The 18,017-nt window shown below is 72.7% G+C and carries 18 protein-coding genes and 3 pseudogenes; 16 read left to right on the forward strand and 5 right to left on the reverse strand.

Going from position 1 to position 18,017, the window contains the following annotated elements; translation table 11 throughout:
• Nucleotides 1–87 precede the first annotated feature (87 nt).
• The 7 genes and pseudogenes from BOQ63_RS09365 to BOQ63_RS09395 form a co-directional block, all read left to right on the forward strand.
• Entirely contained in the window at nucleotides 88–873 is a 786-nt protein-coding gene (locus tag BOQ63_RS09365) for a crotonase/enoyl-CoA hydratase family protein (RefSeq protein ID WP_072654041.1), read from the forward strand.
• Nucleotides 874–985: 112 nt separating this feature from the next.
• Complete coding sequence (locus BOQ63_RS09370; RefSeq protein WP_072654042.1) at nucleotides 986–1,723, forward strand: acetoacetate decarboxylase; 738 nt, start codon at nucleotides 986–988, stop codon at nucleotides 1,721–1,723.
• Between the two features lie 331 nt (nucleotides 1,724–2,054).
• Nucleotides 2,055–2,117 (forward strand): annotated as a pseudogene (locus tag BOQ63_RS09375) (transposase); the annotation flags it as partial.
• A gap of 23 nt (nucleotides 2,118–2,140) precedes the next feature.
• Nucleotides 2,141–2,341 carry a hypothetical protein gene (locus BOQ63_RS09380; protein ID WP_167395696.1) on the forward strand — a complete coding sequence of 67 codons (201 nt, stop codon included), beginning with the start codon at nucleotides 2,141–2,143 and terminating at the stop codon, nucleotides 2,339–2,341.
• A 151-nt stretch (nucleotides 2,342–2,492) separates the two neighbouring features.
• Nucleotides 2,493–3,167 carry a hypothetical protein gene (locus tag BOQ63_RS09385; protein WP_107488480.1) on the forward strand — a complete coding sequence of 225 codons (675 nt, stop codon included), beginning with the start codon at nucleotides 2,493–2,495 and terminating at the stop codon, nucleotides 3,165–3,167.
• Between the two features lie 260 nt (nucleotides 3,168–3,427).
• Nucleotides 3,428–3,622 (forward strand): annotated as a pseudogene (locus tag BOQ63_RS09390) (DUF8825 domain-containing protein); the annotation flags it as partial.
• Nucleotides 3,623–3,859: 237 nt separating this feature from the next.
• Nucleotides 3,860–4,126, forward strand: a pseudogene (locus tag BOQ63_RS09395) (oxidoreductase C-terminal domain-containing protein); the annotation flags it as partial.
• A 115-nt stretch (nucleotides 4,127–4,241) separates the two neighbouring features.
• Here BOQ63_RS09395 and BOQ63_RS09400 read toward each other — a convergent pair.
• Nucleotides 4,242–4,886, reverse strand: coding sequence for a GNAT family N-acetyltransferase (locus tag BOQ63_RS09400; protein ID WP_046386246.1), 645 nt, complete (start codon nucleotides 4,884–4,886; stop codon nucleotides 4,242–4,244).
• A 194-nt stretch (nucleotides 4,887–5,080) separates the two neighbouring features.
• On the opposite strand from BOQ63_RS09400, the gene BOQ63_RS09405 reads away from it, so the two are divergent.
• The 7 genes from BOQ63_RS09405 to BOQ63_RS09435 all read left to right on the forward strand — a co-directional run bounded on the left by BOQ63_RS09405 (nucleotide 5,081) and on the right by BOQ63_RS09435 (nucleotide 11,878).
• Nucleotides 5,081–5,374 carry a hypothetical protein gene (locus tag BOQ63_RS09405; RefSeq protein WP_030289730.1) on the forward strand — a complete coding sequence of 98 codons (294 nt, stop codon included), beginning with the start codon at nucleotides 5,081–5,083 and terminating at the stop codon, nucleotides 5,372–5,374.
• 57 nt (nucleotides 5,375–5,431) lie between these two features.
• On the forward strand, nucleotides 5,432–5,779 hold the full coding sequence (locus tag BOQ63_RS09410) for a GntR family transcriptional regulator (protein WP_030289731.1): 348 nt from the start codon (nucleotides 5,432–5,434) through the stop codon (nucleotides 5,777–5,779).
• Between the two features lie 41 nt (nucleotides 5,780–5,820).
• A complete protein-coding gene (locus tag BOQ63_RS09415; protein WP_072654046.1) occupies nucleotides 5,821–6,840 on the forward strand; it encodes an SdpI family protein in 1,020 nt (339 codons plus the stop codon).
• 156 nt (nucleotides 6,841–6,996) lie between these two features.
• Nucleotides 6,997–8,736 (forward strand): ABC transporter permease, encoded by a 1,740-nt coding sequence (locus tag BOQ63_RS09420; RefSeq protein WP_030289733.1) that lies wholly within the window; start codon nucleotides 6,997–6,999, stop codon nucleotides 8,734–8,736.
• An 8-nt stretch (nucleotides 8,737–8,744) separates the two neighbouring features.
• Nucleotides 8,745–10,064 carry an ABC transporter ATP-binding protein gene (locus BOQ63_RS09425; RefSeq protein ID WP_030554229.1) on the forward strand — a complete coding sequence of 440 codons (1,320 nt, stop codon included), beginning with the start codon at nucleotides 8,745–8,747 and terminating at the stop codon, nucleotides 10,062–10,064.
• A gap of 154 nt (nucleotides 10,065–10,218) precedes the next feature.
• Complete coding sequence (locus tag BOQ63_RS09430; protein WP_072654047.1) at nucleotides 10,219–10,965, forward strand: hypothetical protein; 747 nt, start codon at nucleotides 10,219–10,221, stop codon at nucleotides 10,963–10,965.
• Nucleotides 10,966–11,065: 100 nt separating this feature from the next.
• Nucleotides 11,066–11,878 (forward strand): SAM-dependent methyltransferase, encoded by an 813-nt coding sequence (locus tag BOQ63_RS09435; protein WP_030289736.1) that lies wholly within the window; start codon nucleotides 11,066–11,068, stop codon nucleotides 11,876–11,878.
• Between the two features lie 21 nt (nucleotides 11,879–11,899).
• Here BOQ63_RS09435 and BOQ63_RS09440 read toward each other — a convergent pair whose 3' ends face one another.
• Nucleotides 11,900–12,574 carry a response regulator gene (locus BOQ63_RS09440; RefSeq protein ID WP_030289737.1) on the reverse strand — a complete coding sequence of 225 codons (675 nt, stop codon included), beginning with the start codon at nucleotides 12,572–12,574 and terminating at the stop codon, nucleotides 11,900–11,902.
• Nucleotides 12,571–13,761: a sensor histidine kinase gene (locus BOQ63_RS09445; RefSeq protein ID WP_072654048.1), complete on the reverse strand. Its 1,191-nt coding sequence runs from the start codon at nucleotides 13,759–13,761 to the stop codon at nucleotides 12,571–12,573. The genes BOQ63_RS09440 and BOQ63_RS09445 overlap by 4 nt, the downstream gene beginning before the upstream one ends.
• A gap of 125 nt (nucleotides 13,762–13,886) precedes the next feature.
• Between BOQ63_RS09445 and BOQ63_RS09450 the strand changes: the two genes are divergently transcribed.
• Together BOQ63_RS09450 and BOQ63_RS09455 are read left to right on the forward strand one after the other, a co-directional pair.
• Nucleotides 13,887–14,798 (forward strand): ATP-binding cassette domain-containing protein, encoded by a 912-nt coding sequence (locus tag BOQ63_RS09450; protein ID WP_072654049.1) that lies wholly within the window; start codon nucleotides 13,887–13,889, stop codon nucleotides 14,796–14,798.
• Complete coding sequence (locus BOQ63_RS09455) at nucleotides 14,795–15,625, forward strand: ABC-2 transporter permease (RefSeq protein ID WP_030289739.1); 831 nt, start codon at nucleotides 14,795–14,797, stop codon at nucleotides 15,623–15,625. The genes BOQ63_RS09450 and BOQ63_RS09455 overlap by 4 nt, the downstream gene beginning before the upstream one ends.
• Nucleotides 15,626–15,646: 21 nt before the next feature.
• Here the strand turns inward: BOQ63_RS09455 and BOQ63_RS09460 are convergent, their stop codons facing one another.
• Both BOQ63_RS09460 and BOQ63_RS09465 read right to left on the reverse strand, forming a co-directional pair.
• Nucleotides 15,647–16,288 (reverse strand): maleylpyruvate isomerase N-terminal domain-containing protein, encoded by a 642-nt coding sequence (locus BOQ63_RS09460; RefSeq protein ID WP_030554221.1) that lies wholly within the window; start codon nucleotides 16,286–16,288, stop codon nucleotides 15,647–15,649.
• 52 nt (nucleotides 16,289–16,340) lie between these two features.
• Entirely contained in the window at nucleotides 16,341–17,834 is a 1,494-nt protein-coding gene (locus tag BOQ63_RS09465; protein ID WP_030554219.1) for an MFS transporter, read from the reverse strand.
• Nucleotides 17,835–18,017: the final 183 nt, after the last annotated feature.

The following is an 18,017-nucleotide window of genomic DNA, read 5'->3' on the forward strand; positions in this document are numbered from 1 at the left end:
CGAGCACCTCGGCACCGCGGACGAGGAGCCCTTCGCCTTCAGCGGTCAACGTCCCATCCCGCACGAGGAAGACAAGGAACCACGACCATGACCACCACACCCACCTCCGACGCCTCCACGGTGCGTGCAGAAGAACACGACGGCGTCCTCGTGATCACCATCGACCGGCCGAAGGTGCGCAATGCCGTCGATGGCGCCACCGCGCGGGCGCTGGCCGACGCGTTCGACCGACTGGACGCCCGCGGCGACCTGGTGGTCGGCGTGCTCACCGGCGCCGGCGGCACCTTCAGCGCGGGGATGGACCTCAAGGCGTACGCAGCCGGAGACACTCCCGTCATACCCGGGCGGGGCTTCGCGGGACTGACCCGCTCCCAGCCCCACACCCCGCTCATCGCGGCTGTCGAGGGCTGGGCCCTGGGCGGCGGCACCGAGATGGCACTCGCCTGCGACCTGATCGTGGCCGCCCAGAACGCAACCTTCGGCCTCACCGAGGTCACCTTCGGCCTCGTCCCCCCCGAAGGGGGCATCGTGCGCCTGCCCGAACGCATCCCCCGCAACATCGCCCTGGAAATCCTCCTCACCGGCGACCCTCTGTCCGCCGTACGAGCCGAACAGCTCGGCCTCGTCAACCACCTCACCCCGCCCGGCGAGGCACTGGACAAGGCCCTGGAACTGGCCCACCACATCGCGCGCAACGCCCCGCTGTCCATCGCCGCCGTCAAACGCGCGATCAGCGAGCGGACCGCATACGGCGACCAAGACGCCTTCCGCCAACAGGACCAGCTCGTCGCACCGGTCCTCGCTTCCCACGACGCACAGGAAGGAGCGCACGCCTTCGCCGAAAAGCGCCCGCCCCACTGGGAAGGCCGCTGACTGCGGCCCCCACGACAGGCCCTCGTGGCGCGCCCACCGCAGCCGCCAGCCGACTCGCCCCACAGCCGGGCAGCACCACCGATTCGCACCCACGCAGAACCCAGGTCCGACCATGCGTATCCAAGACGTGCGGCAACAACTCACCACCCCGCTGGACGCCCCAGCCTTCCCTCCCGGCCCCTACCGCTTCACCGACCGGGAGTACCTCACCATCACCTACCGATCCGACCCCCAGACACTGGACCGCCTGGTCCCCGAGCCCCTTCGTGTCGACGAACCGACCGTGCGCTTCGAGGTCATGCGGATGCCCGATGTCACCGGGCTGGGCGACTACACCGAGGCCGGACAGGTGCTCTCCGTCGACTACGAAGGCGAGCGCGGCGAGTACAACCTCGCGATGTACGTGGACAGCCTCCCCGCCATCGCAAGCGGCCGCGACATCAGCGCCTTCCCCAAGAAGCGCGGCGCCCCGAGACTCACCATCGACTCCGACACCCTGGTCGGCACCCTCGACTACGGCTCACTACGGGTGGCCACCGCCACCATGGGCTACAAACACGCCACGCTGAATACGAACCAAGCACGGGAGGAGATCTGCGCCCCGACCTTCATGCTGAAACTCCTGCCCGGATACGACGGCAGACCACGCATCTGCGAACTCGTCCGCACCCAGATCACCGACATCACCGTCAAAGGCGCCTGGACCGGCCCCGCCCGACTCCAACTCTTCCAGCACGCCCTGGCCCCCCTGGCCGACCTGCCCGTCCTGGAAATCCTCTCCGCCCGCCACGTGCTGACCGACCTCACCCTCGCACCCGCCGAAGTCGTTCACGACTACCTCAGCGGCTGAGAAGCGATCCGCAAACCCCACACGAGGCTTGGGATCAGCACGAGTGTTCGCGTGTTCCCGATTTGCGTGATCTCGACGTTGTCGCCGCATGAAGACAGGGCCCCTGTGCAGCTTGGAGGTTGTCGAGACCAAAAACCACAAGGAGGCCCTGTTGCCGCTTTTGTACGCCGTCGCCGCGGTCGGCGGCAACTCGGTACCCCCAAGGTGTGACTGCTTCGCGCACCGGTACGGCAACGCGGGCGACCATGGCGAGCGTGTTCGACGCTACGGCAGCGACATGACCGACGCCGAGTGGGCGGCGGTGCGGGACCTGCTGCCGGTGCCCGCGTGGATGGGCGGCCGGGGCGGGCGGCCGGAGGGCTACTGCCACCGCCAGCTACTCGACGCGATCCGCTACCTCGTCGACAACGGCGTCAAATGGGCCGCACTGCCCGCCGACTTCCCACCCACAAACGGGTCCACGCCTTCTTCACCCGCTGGCGCGACACCGGCCTACTCACCGCGCTCCACAACCGGATGCGCGCCGCCGTCCGCACCGCGGAAGGCCGCGCCCCCGAGCCGACCGCGGCGATCATCGACTCCCAGTCGGTCAAGGCCGCCGCCAGCGTGCACAGCTAGACGCGCGGCTACGACGGCGCGAAGAACATCAACGGCCGCAAGCGCCACCTGGCCGTCGACACCCTCGGCCTGCTCCTGATGGTCCTGGTCACGCCCGCCGACGCCCCCCTACCTCGGCTACCTCTACTTCGAGACCGTCGCCGAGTACCTGATGCTCCACTCCACCAGCACCGCGACGAAGTCCTACGCCGAGCTGGGCGAGATGAACAACCACCTCTACAAGCAGCTCGCCCTCACCGCCGTCGACGGCATGGGCACCCTCTTCGACCTCGGCCGCTTCCACCCCGGCCACCGTCGACTGCTCCAGCTCGTCGACACCATCGAGCCCGGGCTGTCCGAGACGGCCGCCGGCTTCGTTCGCGACCGCCTTTCTCACCGCTTCACGGCCACCGCCCTCACACCAGCCGCCGATGCCTCCACGTTCACCTTCGCCGCGGCGACCACTGACGAGCTGCGGACGTCGGCCACCCCGCTGCTCGGCCAGCTCCTGTTCCGCGAGGTCCGTCTCCTGGACCGGTACCCGCAGCTCTACCACCTCTTCGAGCAGGAGAAGGCCGCGGAAGCGTGGACGTACTGGAACCGCCAGAACGTCACCGCGCCCTTCAACAGCACCTGCGGCCCGAAGGGAGAGCTCGGCGTGAACCCGGCCGCCCCGCTGACCCGGGTGACCGTCTGGACAGCCGAGCAGTGCTCCCTCGGCCTCCTTCACCCGACCGAACAGGTGGCGGCCGTGGCGGCCCCGCGGCTGGTGCCCTGGCTCGTCGCGCACCTGCGGGACAGGACGGAGGAGGAGCGATGGAACAACCGGTCATCAGCTCAGGCGTGAGCCGGCCAGCCCTGATCGTCCTGCGGGGCACTCTGCGTCGGGGAAAACGAGTACAGCCTGGCGCCTGCGGTCCCTTGCCGGTGAAGGCTTGGCGATCATCTCGCAGGACACCGCGCGCATCAACATGCTTGGGGAGCCCGACGTCGAGAACGGAGCCAGCGTCGAGATGATCTGCAGCGTGGCCCGCATCGCACGCCGGGGCTTCCACGTCGTCCTCGAAGGCATTCTCGCGTCCGAGCGCTACGGCACGATGCTTCGCGGGCTGCACCGCGACCATGCTGCGCGCGCTGGACGAGGAGCAGCTGGCGGAGTCGGCCAGACTGGCGGAGGCCGAACGGCAGGCCTCTCTGACGGTCACGGCTCACAGCTTCTGGGCGACGTTGTCGGGCGAGGACCGGGTGATCGCTCGCAGCAAGCTCAAGCACGTCTTCGCCACCGCGGAGGTGGCGGCGTAGCACTCAGCCGCTTGTCTTGGCCGGCGCCGGTACCTCCACGATGCGACCGAAGGCAGCGCCGATGCGAAGCGCGAAGATCGCGTTTGGTACGGAGGCCGCCCGACGGGCAGGCGGACGCGTACCTCGGCGAGGACGGGGATGAGCTGCGGGTTGTTTCCGCCCTGTCCTGCGGTCAGTACAAGCGCCAGCAGACGGCACCAGCGGGCGGCGCCGAGATAGACCTTGTCCCGCGAGGGTGTTCCCCATTCCTGGCCCGACCAGTACGACCTCGGCATGGAGTACGTCGGCTACGTCGAGCCGGGCGGCTACGACCAGGTGGTGTTCCGCGGCGACCCGGCCACCCGCGAGTTCATCGCCTTCTGGCTCTCCGACGGCCGGGTGCTCGCGGGGATGAACGTCAACGTCCGGAACGTCACCGACCCGATCCGCGAACTGGTGCGCTCCCGGCGGGTGGTGGACCCGGAGGCCCTGGCCGACCCGGACGTCCCGCTCGGGGAGGTCTGAGCCCGGCCCGGCCCCACAGCCGTCAGCCGCCGGAACGCAGCCCCGCCGGTGTCGCGCGACGTGGTCCGGGCCCCGCGCCGGGTCGTCCCAGGCGACGACCGGTCGTTGCGGGGCCTCAGCCGCGCGGGGCACGCCGCATCGTCCACAGGGTCGGACCGTCGCCCGGCAGCGGCACCTCCTCCAGTACCTCGAACCCGAAGTGCCGGTAGACGGCGAGGTTCTCGGCCTTCGAGGACTCCAGGTGGACCGGCAGCCCCGCCGCGTCCGCCCTGGCCAGCCCCGAGCGCAGCAGGGCGGCGCCCTGTCCCCGGCGCTGCGCGACCGGGTCCGCGCCGAGCACCGCCAGGTACCAGTGCGCCTCCTGCGGCGCGTTGGCGGCGGCCGCCTCTACGCACTGCCGGAACCAGTGGGCCCGGTCGCCCAGGAGCTCCGCGAGTTCCCGAATCGTCCCCTCGTCCGGGACGGCCTTCTCCTGCGCCTCCGGGGCCACCCAGAAGGCGGCCGCGTGCTCGGTGCGCTCGCACAGGCCGTACGGCAGGTACTGCCGGGTGAACAGTGTGGTGAAGTACCCGCCCAGCGCGGCGGGGCGCGTGGCGGCCTCCGGGAAGAACCAGCACATCATCGGATCGTCCTCGAAGGCCCTGGCCAGCAGCCGGGAGACCGCCCCGACGTCCTCGCCCGTCACCGCCCTCGGCTTGTTCGCGGCCGCGTTCGCAGCCTTGTTCGAAGTCTCGATCGGGTCCGCACCCGTGTTCGTCATCCGCATACGGACATTCTGCGCGCACTTATCCCCGTCGCCCCGGCCGGGGGGCAGCAACTTCCCTGCCACGAGGCATTGCTGACGGACAGCAGGGGTGGGCCCGGGGAGCATTCGGCCCACCGCGAGGCGCCCTCCGGGGGGAACCCCCGCCCTGACCCGGCGAGGCGTCACCCCGGACGGGTTATGCATGCGGCATGAAATTCACCCTCAACGCCGCCCTCGGCGTCCCCCTGATGACGGCCGCCGTCCTCGCCCTGAGCACCGGTCCGGCCACCGCGGCCACCGGAGACCTGGCCATCAACGGCACGACCCGGACGGACCCCTCCGGGTGCTACGCACTGGACGGGGCCGCCAGCATCGTCGACAACCTCACGGACGAGGCGGCGGAGATCCACTCCGGCGCGGACTGCACCGGAGACGTCCTCGAAGTGATCCAGGCCGGCGACGACAGCCGGGTCACCGGGGCGCAGAGCCTTTTCATCCCCTGAGCCGGCGGGGCCGCACCCCCGACACCACGACCGCATGGTGCTATCGTCACTAGCACCATGTTGCTGAAGCTGGACCTTGGCGACGCCCGCCCCCTGCACGAGCAGGTGGCGGGCGCGATCCGACGGGCCGTCGCGGAGGGCGAGTGCGCCCCCGGCGACAAGCTGCCGCCCGCCCGGGAGCTCTCCCGGGCCCTCGGGGTGAACACCAACACCGTGCTGCGCGGGCTGCGCGCCCTGCGCGACGAGGGGGTGCTGGAGTTCCGCCGGGGCCGTGGCATCACGGTCGCGACCGACGCCGGAACCCGTGCCGAACTGGTCGACCGCGTGAGGCAGTTGATTGCGGACGCGGCCCGGTCCGGCTACAGCAGGAACGATCTCGTGGATCTGATCAGGGGGATGTCGTGACGGACGAAGAGCCTGCGAAGGGGCCCGTCCCGGAGGGACCGGTGCACCGCGGAGCACTGTGGGGGGCGGTGGTCTGGACGCTCGGTGTGGCCGCGCTGCTGGTCGCGCTGCCGATGAGCGCGCGCGACCGGCTGCCGGACCGGGTCGCGACCCACTGGAGCGGGAGCCGCCCGGACGGTTCGATGCCGCTCACGACGGCGGCGCTGTTCCCGGCCGTCATCTGGCTACTGGTCGCGGCCGTCCTCGCCGTCGCGCTCCGGTTCCGGCCGGGCCGGGCCCGCGGCCTCGCCGGGCCGGTGCTGGCCGCCACCGGGGTGCTGCTGAGCGGGGCGCAGGCCTCCATCGTGCGCGCCAACCTGGACCGCGCCCGCTGGCAGGACGCCGCGCCGATGGGTGTCGAGGTGGTCCTGATCGTCGTGGCGGCCGGTCTTGCGGGTGCCCTGGCCTGGCTGGCGACCCGACGGCCCGCCGACACCAGCGCCTTCACCGGCATCACCGGCATCACCGGCATCACCGGCACCGCCGGCGCCCAAGCCACCCGGATCGGGGCGCCGGTGCTGGTGCCGGGCGCCGGTGAGCGGCTGGTCTGGCTCTCCCAGGCCTCCAACCACTGGCTGCAGGCACTCTCCTCGGTGCTGGGGCTGCTCTCCGTACCGGGAGTGATGCTCGCCGCGAGCGGGCGCACCGGGTCCGTCGACTGGCGGGCGGTCACGTTCTTCGGCCTCGGCGCGGTGGTCGCCCTGCTCTGCTCCTCGGTGCGGGTCCGGGTGACAGAGGCTGGTCTGCACATCGGCTTCGGCCCGTTCGGCTGGCCCGCCCGGCGCCTGGCGCCCGCCGAACTGGTCTCGGCGCGGGTCGAGCAGCTGACCGCCCGCGAGGCCGGCGGCTGGGGCTACCGGGTCCACCGCGGGGGCAGCGTCGTGTTCCTGCGCCGGGGCGCCTGCCTGGTGGTCCGCACCCGGCGCGGGCGGGACTTCGCGGTCAGCGTCGACGACGCCGAGCGCGGCGCCGCCCTGCTCAACGCACTGATCGCCCGTACCGCCGGCGCCGCCGAGCACTGAGCCCGCCCGGCCCGCCACCCGTGAGCAGCCCTCCGGTGGCGGGCCGGTCCGTCTGCGGCGAGGCTGGTGCGCGGCCGAACCAGCGGCCGCGACCTGTGACCGGACCCCGGACGTCGGCCAGGCCCGCAGGCGAGCAGTGGACGGACGGTGGTACGGGTGGCCGGCGGCAGCGGCGGTTTCCCCTCGCGCAGCGTGTGGCGCCGCCCCGAACTGCGCTGGGTGGACGTCCTGGTCGCCGCCGCGCTGGTGGCCGGCCTGTACGGGCTGCTGCGGCTCGCCCCCTCGCTGGACGCCCCGTTCCTGCCCGACCAGGCCCCCGCCACCGTCTCCACCGACCCGTCGAACCTCCCCTTCTACGCGGTGCGTTCGCTGCTGCGAATGTTCGTCGCGCTGTTCGCCTCGGTGCTGTTCACCTTCGTCTACGCGAGCGCCGCGGCCCGGATGCGGCGGGCGGAGAAGGTGCTGCTGCCGATCCTGGACGTCCTCCAGTCGGTGCCGATCCTGGGCTTCCTGTCGATCACCGTCACCGCCTTCATCAACCTCTTCCCCGGCTCCACGCTCGGCCTGGAATGCGCCTCGGTCTTCGCCATCTTCACCTCGATGGCCTGGAACATGACCTTCGCGTTCTACTACTCCCTGGTCAGCCAGCCGCGCGAACTGGACGAGGCGGCCCGGGTGATGCGGCTGACCAAGTGGCAGCGGTTCTGGCGCCTGGACGTGCCCAGCGGCATGATCCCGCTGGTCTGGAACGGGATGATGAGCTTCGGCGGGGCCTGGTTCTTCCTCGCCGCCTCCGAGTCGATCAGCGTGCTCAACCACCGCTACGCGCTGCCCGGCATCGGCTCCTACGCGGCCACCGCCATCGGCAACGGGGACCTGGGCCAGGTCGGCATCGCGATCGGCGTGATGGTCGTCATGGTGATCGGCGTCAACGTGCTGTTCTGGCGGCCCATGACGGCCTGGTCCGAACGGTTCCGGGTGGAGGAGTCGGAGTCCGCGGACCGCCCGCGCAGCGTCGTCCTCGACCTGCTGCGCCGCTCCAGCCTCCCGGAGCTGGCCGCCCGGCCGCTGCGGCCGCTCGGGCCGGCGCTGGACCGCGCCATGCGGGTGTTCGGCCTGGCCGAGCACCCGCTCGCCCGCCCCGCCGCCCGGGAGCGCACCGGGGACGTGTTCTTCGCCGGGGCGGTCGCCGTCGTGGTGGTCTTCGGAGCCTGGAAGGCCTTCGACTACGTCCACACCACCGTCGGCCTCGGCGAGTTCGGCCACGCCTTCGCCCTCGGCGCGGTCACCTTCGCACGGGTACTGGTGCTGCTGGTGGCGGCGACCGCGGTGTGGGTGCCGATCGGGGTGTGGATCGGCATGAACCCCAGGGTCACCCGGTTCGCCCAGCCGGCGGTGCAGGTGCTGGCCAGCTTCCCGGCGAACTTCCTGTTCCCCTTCGCCACCGCCGCGTTCGTCGCCCTCGGGATCTCCCTGGACCTCGGCGCGGTGCTGCTGATGGCCCTCGGCGCCCAGTGGTACATCCTGTTCAACGTCGTCGCCGGGGCCTCCGCGATCCCCAGCGACCTGCGCGAGGCGATGACCGGCTTCCAGGTCCGCGGCCGGCTGCGCTGGCGCGCGTTCGTCCTCCCGGCGATCTTCCCGTACTACGTCACCGGCGGCATCACCGCGGCCGGCGGCGCCTGGAACGCCTCCATCGTGGCCGAGGTGGTGGACTACGGCTCGCACCACCTCACCGCCACCGGTCTCGGCTCGTACATCGCCGAGGCCACCGGCACCGGCGCCTTCCCGCAGATCCTGGTCGGGGTGAGCGTGATGAGCGTGTACGTGGTCGCGCTCAACCGGCTGCTGTGGCGCCGGCTCTACCGGCTCTCCGAGACCCGCTACGCCCTGTGAGGAAGACCGTGACCAGCGCCGCCACCCGCACCGCGATCGTCGGAGCCTCCGCCGTCACCAAGACCTTCACCACCCCGGACGGGCGGGCGCTGCCGGTGCTCGACGACATCAGCCTGCACCTGGCCGAGGGCGAGATCGTCGCCCTGCTCGGCAAGTCCGGCTCCGGCAAGTCCACCCTGCTGCGCTGCCTGGCCGGGCTGATCCCGCCCTCCTCCGGGACGGTCACCTACCGCGGCACGCCGCTGCGGGCCGCCAACCCGGGGGTGGCGATGGTGTTCCAGTCCTTCGCGCTGCTGCCCTGGCTGACCGTCCAGCAGAACGTCGAACTGAGCCTCCAGGCCCGCGGGGTGGGCGAGGACGAGCGGCGCGAGCGAGCCCTGCGGGCGATCGACCTGATCGGCCTGGACGGCTTCGAGGGCGCCTACCCCAAGGAGCTGTCCGGCGGGATGCGCCAACGGGTCGGCTTCGCCCGCGCACTGGTGGTCGAGCCGGACGCGCTCTTCATGGACGAGCCGTTCTCCGCCCTGGACGTGCTGACCGCCGAGAACCTGCGCAACGAACTGGTCGGGCTGTGGGAGGGCCACGAGGCCCCGGTCAGGTCGATCCTGATCGTCACCCACAACATCGAGGAGGCGGTGCTGCTGGCCGACCGGATCCTGGTGCTGTCCTCCAACCCCGGCCGGATCCGCTCGGAGCTGACCGTCGACCTCCCGCGCCCGCGCGACCGCCGCACCGCCCAGTTCGAGGCCCTCGTCGACACCGTCTACGGCATCCTCACCGGCCGCGGGGAGCAGCCCGTCGCCGAGCCCGCCGCCCCCCAGGCCGCCACCCCGATCACCACTCCGCTGCCGCCCGCCACCGTCGGCGGACTGGCCGGTCTGCTGGAGATCCTGCTCTCCATGGGCGGCGAGGAGGGCCTCGCCGAGATCGCCGACGAACTGAACTTCGAGGTGGACGACCTGCTCCCGCTGGTCGACGCCGCCGTCCTGCTGAACCTCGCCCGCACCACCGACGGCCGCTTCGCCATCACCCCGGCGGGCCGCGAGTTCGCCGCCGCCGACATCCTCACCAGCAAGCAGCTGTTCGCCCGCAACGCCGCCCGCCACGCCCCGCTGGTGCGCGCCATCGTGCAGTCGCTGGCCGCCACCGAGGACCACAAGCTGCGCGAGGACCTCTTCCTGGACCTGCTGCGCGCGGGCTTCGACACCGAGGACGCCCGGCGGCAGCTGGAGACCGCCATCGACTGGGGCCGCTACGGGGAGCTGTACGACTACGACGCCGACGACGCCGAGTTCTCCCTCGAACCCGGCGCGGAGGCCGCGTTGTGAGCACCGGTCGGTCCTGATCCCGACGGTCGCCGGCGTCGGTGCGAGGGCTCGCCGACGGACACGCGCCAAACCACCCTTTTCGGTGGTGGGGCGACCTCCTGGGCGGGTACACCAGTTGGCGGCAACCATCGCGCGGACCAGCGAGGAGGCGTCCGTGAGCGACGACCGGAGCGTTCGGAGAACGACCGATCCAGAACAGACCGTCCAGGACGAGCGAACAGTCAGTTTCCTGCGCTTCGGCGTCGGGGCGATCGGCGTGCTGCTGCCGCCGGCCCTGCCGCTGGGCAACTGGCTGGCGAGCGAGGTCACGGGGCGCTCGACGGACGGGTTCTGGCCCGCGTCGATGAGCGCCGCGTACTACACGGGGACGCGCAACGTCTTCGTCGGGGCGCTGTGCGCGCTGGGGGTGTTCCTGGTCTGCTACCGCTTCGACCGGCGGGACGACCGGTGGAGCACGGCGGCGGGGCTGTTCGCGCTGGGGGTGGCGCTGTGCCCGACGGCGCCGCAGGATCCGACCGGGCTTCAGCGCACGGTCGGAGTGTTCCATCTGGTGTTCGCCGCGCTGCTGTTCGTGATGCTGGCGCTGTTCTGCCTGTACTCGTTCCGCAATCCGCGCTCGACGCAACCGGCCCGGGTCGGTGCGGCGTACCTGGCGGCGGGGGTGCTGATCCTGGTCGCCCTGGTGGCGGCGGCGGTCGCGGGGCTGTCCGGGTTCGGGGCGGACTGGGCGGTCCGGCCGATGTACCTGTGCGAGTGGGTGGCGACCTGGGCGTTCGGTGCGGCCTGGATCGGAGCGGCGGTGGAGCTGGCGGCGGGGCGCGGCGGGCGGGCCGGGTCCGGGGCGCTCCCCCGTCAGGCGGTGGGACTGGAGGTACGGGGTCCGGAGGCGTCGCAGACCTGAGCGTTCGTCATCTCGTCGCACTGGCACGCCGTTACCATGCGCACCAAGGCCAACCTTCGCGGCGGCCCGTGACGGATGCCCAGCTACGGGGAGCACGAGCGTGACGAACGAGGAACACCCGTCGGTCGATCTGCGGATGGACGTGCCGCACTCGGCCCGGGTCTACGACTACCTCATCGGCGGAAAGACCAACTTCGAGGCGGACCGGGCCGCCGCCCACGCCTCGGTGCAGGCCTGGCCGGCGCTGCCGATCTCGATGCGCACCACCCGCGACTTCATGCAGCGCTCGGTGCGCCACCTCACCGAGCAGTACGGGGTCCGTCAGTTCCTGGACATCGGCACCGGCATCCCCACCTCGCCCAACGTGCACGAGATCGCCCAGACGATCGCCCCCGAGGCCCGGGTCGCGTACGTGGACAACGACCCGATCGTGCTGACCCACGCCCGGGCCCTGATGTCCAGCACGCCCCAGGGCCGCACCTGTTACGTGGAGGCCGACTTCCGCGACCCGGAGTCGATCATGGGCAACCCCCGGCTGCGCGAGGTGCTCGACCTCGCGCAGCCGGTGGCGCTCTCGCTGATCGCCATCGTGCACTTCGTGCTCGACGAGGACGACCCGCAGGGCATCGTGCGCCGCTTCATGGACACCCTGGCGCCCGGCAGCTTCCTCGCCCTCACCGTGTTCACCGGGGACACCGACCCGGTCGGTGTGGGCGGCGTCGGCCGGGAGTACAACGCCCGCGGCATCCCGCTGCAGATCCGCGACAAGGCGGAGACCGAGGCCTTCTTCGACGGCTACCGACTGCTCGACCCGGGCGTCACCCTGGTCCACCACTGGCGGCCGGACGCCGACGCCCCGGCGATCCGCGACCGGGACATCGCGATGTACGCGGGCGTGGCCGTCAAGAACTGATCGGCGCACCACGGGGCCCGGTCAGCCGGGGACGGAGACCAGGCCCGTCTCGTAGGCCAGGATGACCAGTTGGACCCGGTCGCGGGCGTCCAGTTTGGCCAGCAGCCGGGTCATGTAGGTCTTCACGGTGGCGATGCTGAGGACCAGTTCGGCGGCGATCTCGGTGTTGGACAGGCCCCGGCCGACCAGAGTGAGGATCTCCCGCTCCCGGTCGGTGATCGCGTCCAGCCGGCGCGACGCCGGGACCGCGGCCGGGTTCGGGTTCAGCTTCGGGTGCTGCCCGGCGAAGGCTCCGATCAGCCGCCGGGTGACGCTCGGCGCGATCAGCGCGTCCCCCGCGGCGACCACCCGCACCGCGGCGAGGATGTCGTCCAGCGCCATGTCCTTGACCAGGAAGCCGGAAGCCCCGGCGCGCAGCGCCGCGTACACGTGCTCGTCCTCGTCGAAGGTGGTGAGCACCACCACCCTGGTCGGCCCGCCGGCGGCGGTCACCTGCCGGGTGGCCTCGATGCCGTCGGTGCCGGGCATCCGGATGTCCATCACCACGACGTCCGGCCGCAGTTCGGCGGCCAGCCGGACGGCCTCGGCGCCGTCGCCCGCCTCGCCGACCACCTCGACGTCCGCCGTCTCCGTGATCACCATCTCCAGGGCGGCCCGTACCAGCGGCTGGTCGTCGGCCAGTACGACGCGGATCATGCGGTCTCCTCCCCGGGGATCGGCAGCCGGGCGGCGACCCGGAAGCCGCCGTCCGGGCGCGGCCCGGCTTCGAACTCGCCGAGCAGCAGGGCGACCCGCTCGCGCAGCCCGGCCAGCCCGAAGCCGCTGCCGGGCGCGGCGCCGTGGCCCCGGCCGCGGTCGGTGATCTCGACGGAGAGCTCCCCCGCGGTACGGCCGACGGTCACCAGGCAGTCGCGAACCTCCGCGTGGCGCACCACGTTGGTGACCGACTCCTGGATGATCCGGAACGCCGAGAGGTCGATCTCCGGTGGCAGCGGCCCCGGTTCACCCGAGCGCCGCACCTCGACCCGCACACCCGCCGCGGTGGTGGTCTCGGCCAGCCGGTCGAGGTCGGCCAGGCCGTGCGGGACGGTGTCCGACACCTCGCCGTCGGCCTGCCGCAGAGCGACCAGCATCCGGCGCAGCGCGGCCAGGGTCTCCCGGCCGGCGGCCTCGATCTCGCCCAGCGCCTGCTCGGCCCGCTCGGGCCGGCGGTGGATCACCCGGCGGGCGGCGCCGGCCTGGAGGGCGACGATTCCGAGGCTGTGGGCGACGGTGTCGTGCATCTCCCGGGCGATCCGCAGCCGTTCGGCGGTCACCGCCTCGACGGCGGCCCTGCTGCTCAGGGCTTCGGCGTGTTCCCGGTTCTGCCGCAGCGAGCGCCCGGCCAGCCAGGCGACCAGGGCGAGCAGCGCGGCGCCGTCGGCCGAGCCGATGCGGGTCCCGGTGAAGACGCCCACGGTGTTGCCCGGGACCATGCCGATGTGCAGGACCAGGAAGGTCATCACCAGAGCGAAGGCGGCGCGCGAACTTCGACGCGTCCCTCGGGCGGTGATCACGAAGAGCGCGACGTCCACGGCGAGCAACGCGGTGGGGGGCACCTGGTGCTTGGCGGCCCAGCCGTCGGTCTCGGTCCAGGTGGCGATCAGCAGCACGGCGACCGAGAGCACCGGTACCCGGCGCACCAGCGCGGCGCCGGCGAAGGCTATTGCCGTATCACCCAAAGTGAACGGCAGGCCGCCGTGCGCGGCGGCGCCGCCGTACTGCCGCCATCCGGTGTCGCGGAGCGCCAGGGCGGGATAGGCGACGGCCACGCACCAGGCGAGGGCGACCCAGGCCTCGGGCGGGAGGCGCCGGATCAACGGGGGCGTGGGTGTAGCGGGCATGGTTCAAGATCGTAACGACGGGGGTGGGCGCCGTCATCCAACCGTGGTTGTACGACCGGGGCAGACCCGCGGTGTCGACACCGGTCCGATGCGGCGGCCGGGGCTCCCCCGGCACCGTGGTGCCCATGATCGAAGTCAACGAACTGACCAAGCGCTACGGCCGCCGAACGGCCGTCGACCGGCTGACCTTCACCGTCCGCCCCGGCCACGTCACCGGCTTCCTCGGCCCCAACGGCGCGGGCAAGTCCACCACCCTGCGGATGGCCCTCGGCCTCAACGACCCCACCTCGGGCACCGTCACCGTCGACGGCCGGGCCTTCCGCGGGCTGCCGCGCGGCCTGCGAGAGGTCGGCGCGCTGCTCGACGCGGGCGACGTCCACGGCGGACGCACCGGCGTGGCCCACCTGCGGGTGCTGGCCCGCAGCAACGCGATCCCGCGCAGCCGGGTGGAGGAGGTGCTGGCCGAGGTCGGACTCACCGACGCCGCCGGTCGGCGGATCGGCGGCTACTCGCTGGGCATGAAGCAGCGCCTGGGCATCGCCGGCGCCCTGCTCGGCGACCCGCCCGTCCTGCTCTTCGACGAGCCGCTGAACGGACTTGACCCGGAGGGCGTGCTGTGGGTGCGCGGGCTGTTCCGCCGACTCGCCGCGGAGGGCCGGACGGTCTTCGTCTCCAGCCACATGATGGCCGAGATGGAGCACACCGCGGACCGGCTGGTGGTGATCGGCCGCGGACGGCTGATCGCCGACGAGAGCCTCACCGAGTTCGCCGCCCGGGCCGGCCGGGCCGCCGTCACCGTGCGCGCCGCCGAACCCGAGCGGCTGACCGCCGTGCTGCGCGCCGCCGGCGCCGAGATACGCCCCGGCCCGGACGGCAGCCTCGACGTCACCGGCCTGGACGCCGGCCGTATCGGCGAACTCGCCCTGGAACAGCGTCTGTTGCTGTACGCCCTGACCGAGCGCGGCGCCTCCCTGGAGGAGGCCTTCATGGAACTGACCGCCGACAGTGTCGAATACCTCGCCGGAGAGCCCCGATGAGCACCGCCACCCTCCCGACCCCCGTTCGCCGCCACCGCTTCGGCGACCTGCTCGCCGCCGAGTGGCTCAAGTTCTGGTCGCTGCGCTCGATCCCCTGGGTGCTCGGCCTCGCCACGCTGCTCGTCGTCGCCGCCGATCTCAAGTCCGCCCAGTACACCCACGACCACTACACGCCGGGCGACGGCGATCCGGCGGTGATGGCGCAGGTCGCGCTGGACGACTCCTTCATCACGGCCTCCGCCGACATCCTGATGCTGGTCGGCGGCGGCCTGGGAGCGATCGTCATCGCGGGCGAGTACGCGACCGGGCTGATCCGCACCACCCTGGCCGCCGTCCCCGACCGCCGCGCGGTGCTGCTGGCCAAGGCGGCGGTGCTGACGGCGGTGCTGCTCGGCTTCGGGACGGTCACCGCGGGCGTCTCCTTCGGCCTCACCCAGGCGATCCTGGCCGACCGGGGCATCGGGCAGTCCCTGAGCGACCCGACGGCCCTGCGGTACGTGGCCGCCGCCGCGCTGTTCGCCCCGGTGTGCGGACTGGTCGGGCTCTGCCTCGGCACGCTGATCCGGCACAGTGCGGGCGCGGTGGTGGGCACCGTGGTGGTGCTGTTCTTCCTGCCGTCCCTGGTCACCGAGCGCTACCGCTGGACCGCCGACCTGCTGCACGCCCTGCCCTTTCCCGCCTGGCAGCGCCTGGCCCGGATCACCCTGGCGGGCATGCGGCCGACCGACTACCCGGCCACCGTCGCGGGCGCCTGGACCACGTACGGGGTGTGGGCGCTCGCCTCGGTGGCCATCGCGACGGTGGTGATCCAGCGCCGCGACCACTGACGGTCGGACGGCCGCGAGTGATCAGAAGGCCGCGATGCTGCCCGGCGCCCGCTCGGCCCGGCTGAGCGCCCGCAGCACGCTCACCTGGCCGTGCCTGCGCACCGCCAGCCGGGTCAGCAGGACGATCACCGACTCGGCCGTCCCCGGCGGGAGTTCGGGGGTCGGCGCACCGACGCTGACCGCGAGGTCGTCCGCATGGACGGCCAGCTCCATCGTCCGGGTGGCCAGCAGGTCGTCCAGCGTCAGCGACCAGGCGCCCCAGAACGGCAGCCGCACCGGCCGGCGGCCGTCCTCGCCCAGGAGGACGGCCGGGAGCCCGGCGAGCGTGCCGGAGACGCGCCGGCTCAACGCCGCGGGGCCGGAGGCCCCCAGCGCCTCACTGCCCTGCCGGATCCGCACGTTGATCTCGGCCTCGACCCCGGCGCCGATCCACCGCGACCGGCGGTAGTGCTCCAGCAGCCCCACCGTCTCCTCGACCGGTACCGGGGCGGCCAGCACCTCCGGCACGCAGAGCACCTGGTACGCCAGGTGCCCGGCCAGGCCGCCCACGCTCCACTGCGCCAGCGCACTCGGCCGCGCCCACCCCTCGGCCACCTCCGTCCGCCGCAGCAGCGCCTCGGCCGCGCCGGCCGCCGCCAGGAAGTCCGCCCGGGCATCCGTCATGCCGCACCTCCCACCGCTTCCGTCCACCCGGATTATCCGACGGGACAAGGTGTCACGGAACTTGGGTGCGCCCAGCGTTCTCCCGCTGGTTCGCCCACTCGTCGGCCAGGGCCACCAGCAGCGCCGCGAGGACCAGGCCCGAGGCGACCGTGTCGGCGAGTTGGAAGGCGAGGGCCCAGTCGGGGTGGGGTCCTGCGGCGTGGGCGAAGAAGACCGAGCCGACGACGGCGATGCCGACGGCCGAGCCGACCCGCTGGGCGGTCTGCAGGACCCCGCCGGCGCTGCCGGCGCGGGCGCGCGGCACGTGCTGGAGGGTGAGCGTCTGGTTGGGGGCGATCACCAGGCCGCTGCCCACCCCGGCGACCAGCAGCGGGCCGAGGGTCGTCCAGCCCACCGAGGGTCCGGACCACAGCTGGACGGCCAGGGCTGAGGCCAGCAGGCCGAGCAGCACCAGCAGCAGCCCGAGCACCACCAGCCGGCGTCCGAGCCGGCTGACCAGCCGCCCGCCCACGGCGGCGGCCACGCCCGAGCCGACCGCGAAGGGGGTGACCGCCAGGCCCGCCGTCAGCGCCGAGTAGTGCAGGCCCGCCTGGAGGTAGAGCGTGAAGATGAAGAAGATCGCGGTGAACCCGGCGAAGTACACCAGCGACAGCAGCACCCCCGCCGCGTACGGCCGCACCCCGAACAGGGCCATGCTGACCAGCGGTTCGTGCCGCCGGGCATAGTGCAGCTCCCAGCCGACGAAGGCGGTCAGCAGCACGGCCGCCAGCGGCAGCAGCAGCCAGCGGGCCGGGCCGTGCCACTGCTGTCCCTGGACGAAGGGCAGCAGCAGGGCGACGGTGCCGGCGCCGAGCAGCAGCACCCCGACCGGGTCGAAGTCGCGGTGGCCGGCCCGTTCGGCGGCCGGGCGGGGCGGCGGAAGCAGCCGGTAGGCGATCGGCAGGGCGACGACGCCGATCGGCAGGTTGACCAGGAACACCCAGCGCCAGCCGTCCTGCGGGCCGAACAGGTGGATCAGCAGTCCGCCGAGCAGCGGCCCGACGGCGGTGGACAGTCCGATGGTGGCGCCGAGCGCGCCGAAGGCCCGGCCGCGTTCGGCGCCCTCGAACAGGGTCTGGATGAAGCCGGACACCTGCGGCACCAGCACCCCGCCGGCCGCGCCCTGGAACAGCCGGGCCAGCACCAGCCACTCCTGGTCCTGGGCCGCCCCGGCCAGCGCGCTGGCGGCGGTGAACAGGGCGAGCCCGGCGAGGAAGACGGCGCGCCGGCTGCGGGCGTCGCCGAGCCGCCCGGAGGGGACGAGCACCAGGCCGAAGGCGAGCGCGTAGCCGCTGAGCACCCACTGGAGTCCGCTGTTCGACATGTGCAGCCCGGCCCGAACGGTGGGCAGCGCGACGTTCACGATGCTGACGTCCAGCAGGGTCATGAATCCGGCGACCAGGCAGATCGTCAGCGCCCGCCAGCGCCGGGCCTCGGCCCGCCCACCGGCGGCGGTGGCACCGGGCGGCTGCGGCTTCTCCGCGTCGCGGGAGGGTTGGGAGGTCATGGGGCCTCTTCCCGGGGTCCGGGCACTGGTCCCGACTGGTCCTGGCTCTGCTCCGGCTCATCCTCGCCCGGCCCCCAGCGGGCCGCCACCCGGGTCCGCCGCGGCCCGGGCCCGTCGAGCCGGGAGGCCCGTCCGTACCCACCCGGAGCGCGCGGCGTGGACCCGGACACCGTCCGCGGCATC

The organism is Streptomyces viridifaciens (assembly GCF_001888885.2).
Classification (GTDB): domain Bacteria; phylum Actinomycetota; class Actinomycetes; order Streptomycetales; family Streptomycetaceae; genus Kitasatospora; species Kitasatospora aureofaciens.

Bases quoted from the DNA above. Each gene is read 5' to 3' on its own strand.
- BOQ63_RS09365 (WP_072654041.1), top strand. From the start codon at position 88: ATGACCACCACACCCACCTCCGACGCCTCCACGGTGCGTGCAGAAGAA.
- BOQ63_RS09370 (WP_072654042.1), top strand. From the start codon at position 986: ATGCGTATCCAAGACGTGCGGCAACAACTCACCACCCCGCTGGACGCC.
- BOQ63_RS09380 (WP_167395696.1), top strand. From the start codon at position 2,141: ATGGGCCGCACTGCCCGCCGACTTCCCACCCACAAACGGGTCCACGCC.
- BOQ63_RS09385 (WP_107488480.1), top strand. From the start codon at position 2,493: ATGCTCCACTCCACCAGCACCGCGACGAAGTCCTACGCCGAGCTGGGC.
- BOQ63_RS09400 (WP_046386246.1), bottom strand. From the start codon at position 4,886: ATGACGAACACGGGTGCGGACCCGATCGAGACTTCGAACAAGGCTGCG.
- BOQ63_RS09405 (WP_030289730.1), top strand. From the start codon at position 5,081: ATGAAATTCACCCTCAACGCCGCCCTCGGCGTCCCCCTGATGACGGCC.
- BOQ63_RS09410 (WP_030289731.1), top strand. From the start codon at position 5,432: ATGTTGCTGAAGCTGGACCTTGGCGACGCCCGCCCCCTGCACGAGCAG.
- BOQ63_RS09440 (WP_030289737.1), bottom strand. From the start codon at position 12,574: ATGATCCGCGTCGTACTGGCCGACGACCAGCCGCTGGTACGGGCCGCC.
- BOQ63_RS09445 (WP_072654048.1), bottom strand. From the start codon at position 13,761: ATGCCCGCTACACCCACGCCCCCGTTGATCCGGCGCCTCCCGCCCGAG.
- BOQ63_RS09450 (WP_072654049.1), top strand. From the start codon at position 13,887: ATGATCGAAGTCAACGAACTGACCAAGCGCTACGGCCGCCGAACGGCC.
- BOQ63_RS09455 (WP_030289739.1), top strand. From the start codon at position 14,795: ATGAGCACCGCCACCCTCCCGACCCCCGTTCGCCGCCACCGCTTCGGC.
- BOQ63_RS09460 (WP_030554221.1), bottom strand. From the start codon at position 16,288: ATGACGGATGCCCGGGCGGACTTCCTGGCGGCGGCCGGCGCGGCCGAG.
- BOQ63_RS09465 (WP_030554219.1), bottom strand. From the start codon at position 17,834: ATGACCTCCCAACCCTCCCGCGACGCGGAGAAGCCGCAGCCGCCCGGT.